We start from the raw sequence: 6722 nt of genomic DNA, 5'->3' as shown, positions 1-6722 counted from the left end.
GAAGAAGCATTGAAGGACGTATACGAACGTTTGCGTCCAGGTGAACCAAAGACAGCTGATTCGTCGCGTGCACTATTAGTTGCTCGTTTCTTTGATCCAAAGCGTTATGATTTAGCGTCTGTTGGCCGTTATAAGATTAATAAAAAACTGGCACTTAAGACACGTTTGTTAAACCAAACCTTAGCGGAAACATTGGCTGACCCTGATTCTGGTGAAATTCTTGCTGAAAAAGGTACGTTAGTTGATAAGGAAGTTATCTCTAAATTAACACCATATTTGGATCGTGAAGACTTTAAGACAACAACATATACTCCATCAGGTGATGCTGTTCTTGAAGAACCTGTAACCCTTCAAAAAATCAAAATCGAATCTCCCGAAAACCCAGAGAAGACATTATTGTTGATTGGGAATGGGCACATTGATGAAGATGATCGTACAGTACGTCCAGCTGATATCTTGGCAGGGATGAACTACTTCTTGAACTTGCAAGAAGGTGTTGGCCATGTTGATGATATTGACCACCTGGGTAACCGTCGTATCCGTTCCGTTGGTGAATTGTTGCAAAATCAATTCCGTATTGGATTGACACGTATGGAGCGTGTCGTTCGCGAGCGCATGTCAATTCAAGATGCCAACACGGTTACACCACAACAATTGATTAATATTCGACCTGTTGTCGCTGCTGTTAAAGAATTCTTCGGATCATCACAGTTGTCACAGTTTATGGATCAGACTAATCCTTTGGGTGAAATGAACCACAAGCGTCGTCTGTCAGCTCTTGGACCTGGTGGTTTGACTCGTGATCGCGCTGGTGTTGAAGTTCGAGATGTTCATTATACACACTATGGTCGTATTGACCCCATTGAAACGCCAGAAGGTCCTAACATTGGGTTGATTAACTCGTTGGCCACTTATGGTCGCATTAATAAATATGGTTTCGTCGAAACACCATACCGCCGTGTTGATTGGACAACTCATAAGGTTACAGATAAAATTGATTATTTGACAGCCGATGAAGAAGATAACTATATTGTTGCTCAAGCCAACTCACCATTGAATGAAGATGGTAGCTTTGTGCACAGCACGGTTATGGCTCGTTTTGGTGAAGAAAACATTGAAACACCCATTGATCGCATTGACTACATGGACGTTTCGCCAAAGCAAGTTGTTTCTGTTGGAACAGCTGCTATTCCGTTCTTGGAAAACGATGATTCCAACCGCGCTTTGATGGGTGCCAACATGCAACGTCAGGCAGTGCCTTTGCTTGATCCACATTCACCATTAGTAGGAACAGGAATTGAGTATAAAGCAGCTCACGATTCTGGTGTTGCGATGATTGCACGCGCATCTGGTGAAGTTGAGTATGTGGACGGTCGCCAAATCCGGGTTCGCCGTGAAGATGGTCAACTAGACACTTACGAATTAATGAAGTTCCGCCGTTCAAACGGGGGTAAAAACTATAACCAAAAGCCAATCGTACATGTTGGTGAGCACATTGAAGCTGATGAAGTTTTGGCGGACGGCCCTTCAATGGAACAAGGCGAATTAGCCTTGGGGCAAAATCCATTAATTGCTTTCATGACTTGGCAAGGATATAACTTCGAAGATGCCATTGTCTTAAATGAACGTTTGGTTCGTGAAGATGTTTATACTTCAATTCACATCGAAGAATACGATTCAGAAGCACGAGACACAAAACTTGGACCGGAAGAAATGACCCGTGAAATTCCTAATACTGGTGAAGATCAGTTGAAGGATTTGGATGCGGACGGTATTATTCGTGTCGGTGCTGAAGTTCATGATGGTGACATTTTAGTTGGTAAGGTAACACCTAAGGGTGTTACTGAACTTTCTGCTGAAGAACGTTTGTTACATGCTATTTTTGGTGAAAAAGCGCGTGAAGTACGTGATACATCATTACGTGTTCCTCATGGTGGTGGCGGTGTCGTTCAAAACGTTCGTATTTATACACCTGAAAATGGTGATGAATTAGCACCTGGTGTCAACATGATGGTTCGTGTTTACATTGCGCAAAAGCGTAAAATTCAAGTCGGTGATAAGATGGCTGGTCGTCATGGAAACAAGGGAACTGTTTCTGTTGTTGTGCCAGAAGAAGATATGCCATATATGCCTGATGGAACACCTATTGACATTCTATTGTCACCCATGGGTGTGCCATCACGTATGAATATTGGGCAAGTACTTGAGTTACACTTAGGATTTGCTGCCAAGAAACTTGGTATTCATGTTGCTTCACCTGTTTTTGATGGTGCAAGTGATGATGAAATTGAAATGGCTTTGCGTGAAGCTGGATTACCTCAAGATGGTAAGTCAGTTGTATATGATGGCCGTACAGGTGAAGCTTTCGATAAGCGTGTCGGTGTTGGTGTCATGCATTATATGAAACTAGCGCACATGGTTGATGATAAGATTCACGCACGTTCAATCGGCCCTTACTCACTTGTTACGCAACAGCCTTTGGGTGGTAAAGCACAATTCGGTGGACAGCGTTTCGGTGAAATGGAAGTATGGGCCTTGGAAGCTTATGGTGCCGCTTATACCTTGCAAGAAATTCTGACTTATAAGTCAGATGATGTTGCTGGTCGTGTTAAGGTTTATGAATCAATTATCAAGGGTGAACCAATTCCACGTCCTGGTGTTCCTGAGTCCTTCCGTGTCTTGGTCAAGGAATTACAAGCTCTTGGATTGGATATGCAAGTATTGGATGGTGCAGGTGATGAAGTTGAATTACGTCAAATGGATGAAGATGATTCAATTTTGCCTGTCGATGCACTTGAAAAGTTAGCCCGTACAAATCCTGATCTGTTAAACAAAGATGATGAAGAAGTTACTGCAGCCTTCTCTAAGGTTGAAGAACAAAGTCAAACATTCGAAGAAAAATAATTTAGAAAGGTAACAGCAAATAGATGGCAATCGATGTTAACAAATTCGAAAGTATGCAAATCGCTTTGGCTTCTCCTGATAAGATTCGTTCATGGTCTTATGGTGAAGTAAAGAAGCCAGAAACGATTAACTATCGAACACTTAAGCCAGAAAAAGATGGTTTGTTCGATGAACGTATTTTCGGACCTACAAAAGACTATGAATGCGCCTGTGGTAAATACAAGCGAATCCGATATAAGGGTATTGTTTGTGACCGCTGTGGTGTTGAAGTAACATCATCAAAAGTTCGTCGTGAACGTATGGGTCACATCGAATTAGCTGCTCCTGTTACACATATTTGGTATTTCAAGGGAATTCCTTCACGTATGGGACTTGTTTTAGACATGTCCCCACGTTCACTTGAAGAAATTATCTATTTTGCTTCTTATGTTGTTATTGAACCAGGTGATGCACCTGTTGAAAAGAAGCAAATGATGACGGAACGTGAGTACCGTCAACTGAAAAAAGAATATGGTGCTGGCTTTAAGGCTGGCATGGGTGCAGAAGCAATTAAAGAATTACTTGCAAACGTTGATTTAGCTACAGAAGCTGATGAATTAAAGCGCGAATTGCAAGAAGCAACAGGACAAAAACGAGTACGTGCGGTACGTCGTCTAGATATTATTGAAGCTTTCCTTCAGTCAGACAACAAGCCGGAATGGATGGTAATGGAAGTTATTCCAGTTATCCCTCCTGATTTACGTCCAATGGTTCAACTAGAAGGTGGTCGTTTTGCCACATCTGATTTGAATGATTTGTATCGTCGTGTTATCAACCGTAATAACCGTTTGAAGCGTCTGCTTGATTTGAATGCGCCAGGTATCATCGTGCAGAACGAAAAGCGTATGCTACAAGAAGCTGTTGATGCTTTGATTGATAATGGTCGTCGTGGTCGTCCAGTTGCTGGTCCAGGTAATCGTCCATTGAAATCACTTTCACACATGTTGAAGGGGAAGCAAGGCCGTTTCCGTCAGAACTTACTTGGTAAGCGTGTTGATTATTCTGGTCGTTCGGTTATTGATGTTGGACCTTTCTTGAAAATGAACCAAATGGGATTGCCTGTACCAATGGCTATTGAACTATTCCGTCCATTTATCATGAAAGAATTAACAACACGTAAGTTGGCTGGCAATGTCAAGTCTGCTAAACGTAAGATTGATAAAGCTGACGGCGACGTGATGGATGTTTTGGAAGACGTTATTAAGGAGCACCCTGTTCTTTTGAACCGAGCACCTACCTTGCACCGTCTGGGGATCCAAGCGTTTGAGCCAGTGTTAGTTTCAGGTAAAGCAATGCGTTTGCACCCATTGGTTACTGAAGCATATAACGCCGATTTTGACGGTGACCAGATGGCCATCCACGTTCCATTATCTGATGAAGCACAAGCTGAAGCACGTTTGTTGATGCTTGCTGCTGGACATATCTTGGCACCTAAAGATGGGAAGCCAATTGTTGCGCCATCACAAGATATGGTTATTGGAAACTACTATTTGACTACTGAAGAAGCCGGTCGTGAAGGCGAAGGAATGATCTTCTCAAGCGTGGATGAAGCACGAATTGCTTTTGCAAGCAAGGTTGTTCATTATCATACAAGAGTTGGTATTCAGACTTCTTCATTCCCAACTGAAAAGCCATTTACTGATGAGCAACGTTCAAAGATTATGATCACTTCGGTAGGTAAATTGTTCTTTAATGAAATTTTGCCTTCAGATTTCCCATATATCAACGAACCATCAGAAGATAACTTTAAGCGAGTTGATGATAGTTTCTTTATTGATGCTGGTGAAAATATACATGATTATTTGGCAGATACACCAGTTGTTAACTCGTTCAAAAAGGGATTCTTGTCGGATATCATCGCTGAAGTTTATAAGCGATATAAGGTAACAGAAACTTCATTGTTATTGGATCGTATGAAGGACTTGGGTTATGAAAAGTCTACGGAATCAGGGTTGACAGTTGCCATGACAGACGTTACTGATTTGAAAGAAAAGCCTGCTATTCTTGAGGATGCTCATAGTCAAGTTGCTACAGTAACAAAACAATTCCGTCGTGGATTGATAACAGATGCAGAACGTTACCAACGTGTAACCGAAATCTGGACGAAGGCAAAAGATATTATTCAAGACAAGTTGATTGAATCATTTGAGCCAACAAACCCTATTTTCATGATGCAAGATTCAGGAGCTCGTGGTAACATTTCAAACTTCGTTCAATTAGCTGGTATGCGTGGTCTGATGGCCGGACCTGGTGGTAAAATTATTGAATTGCCAGTTACAGCTAACTTCCGTGAAGGTTTGACAGTGATGGAAATGTTTATTTCTACTCACGGTGCCCGAAAGGGAATGTCAGATACGGCCTTGAAGACGGCTAACTCAGGATACTTGACACGTCGACTAGTCGATGTTGCGCAAGATGTTATTGTTCGTGAATTCGACAATGATTCTGATCGTGGTGTTGCAGTTAAAGCAATCATGGATGGTACATCAGTTGTTGAACCACTTTACGATCGTATTTTGGGACGATATGCGATGAAGTCAGTGTTTGATCCAGAAACTGGTGAAAAGATTGTTTCACGTAATGAAATGATTGATGAAGATGTTGCTAAGAAGATTGTGAATGCTGGTATTAAAGAAGTAACTATTCGTTCAGTCTTTACATCAACAACGGAACACGGTGTTTCAGTGCTTGACTACGGTCGGAACTTAGCATCTGGTGAAGAAGTTGAAGTTGGTGAAGCTGTTGGAACTGTTGCTGCACAATCAATCGGTGAGCCAGGTACACAATTGACTATGCGTAACTTCCACACGGGTGGAGTTGCCGGCGGTAATGATATTACGCAAGGTTTGCCTCGTGTTCAAGAAATTGTTGAGGCGCGTATTCCTAAGGGACGTGCAGAAATTTCTGAAGTTACGGGCACAATTACCGTAATTGAAGAAAATCCTGCAGACCGTACAAAGTCAGTTACAATTGAAGGTGAAACTGATACAAGAACTTATACATTACCTTTGACAACACGTATGCGTTTTGGTGAAGGTGACGAAATTAAGCGTGGTGAGGCTATCAACGAAGGACCAATTGATCCTAAAGAGTTGTTAGCTGTTACAGACACTTTGACAACAGAGTCATATATGTTAACAGAAATTCAAAAGGTTTACCGTTTGCAAGGTATTGAAGTTTCTGACAAACATATTGAAGTAATGATTCGTCAAATGTTACGTAAAATCCGTGTCATGGATCCAGGTCAAACAGACTTGTTGCCAGGAACATTAATGGATATCGCTGATTTCAAGCGCGCTAACGAACCAGCTTTGTTTGAAGGCTTAGTACCAGCGACTGCTCGTCCAGTTCTGCTGGGAATTACTAAGGCTGCGCTTGAGACGAATTCATTCCTATCTGCCGCATCATTCCAAGAAACAACACGTGTTTTGACAGATGCTGCTATTCGTGGCAAAAACGATCCACTTGTTGGTTTGAAAGAGAACGTTATTATTGGTAAGATTATTCCTGCCGGAACTGGTATGGCTGAATATCGTAAGATCAAGAGTAAAGTTGTCGGTGATGTTATCGCCCAACCTGAGTCTGAAAGCGAAGAAGCTTCAGATATTCCTAAGTTAGACGATGTTGCAAAAACATTTGACAACTAAAAACATAGTATTTAAAAACACTTATCATATATGATAAGTGTTTTTTTAATTATAAAAAAAGATGTTTTTAAAATAAATGTGCTTATTATGCCAAAAATGATACCATTTATGCCAAAGAGCTTCTCATATTCA

The 6722-nt window shown here is 41.4% G+C and carries 2 protein-coding genes (1 of these 2 only partly in view); both read left to right on the top strand.

Translation table 11 applies throughout. The features are described 5' to 3' along the window. Nucleotides 1-2904, top strand: partial view of a DNA-directed RNA polymerase subunit beta gene (rpoB, locus tag A6B45_RS08880; protein ID WP_072614245.1) — the 3' portion only. It extends 705 nt beyond the left edge of the window; the window shows 2904 of its 3609 coding nt (coding positions 706-3609); its start codon lies off the left edge, out of view; the stop codon is at nucleotides 2902-2904. 23 nt (nucleotides 2905-2927) lie between these two features. Continuing rightward, nucleotides 2928-6590, top strand: a complete 3663-nt coding sequence (gene rpoC / locus A6B45_RS08875; protein ID WP_072614244.1) for a DNA-directed RNA polymerase subunit beta' — start codon at nucleotides 2928-2930, stop codon at nucleotides 6588-6590. The last annotated feature ends 132 nt before the right edge of the window (nucleotides 6591-6722 follow it).

It is taken from the genome of Leuconostoc suionicum, from assembly GCF_001891125.1.
GTDB classification, from domain to species: Bacteria; Bacillota; Bacilli; order Lactobacillales; family Lactobacillaceae; genus Leuconostoc; species Leuconostoc suionicum.
Note: the sequence above shows the minus strand (reverse complement) of the source record. Positions and strands in the feature narration are given on the sequence as shown.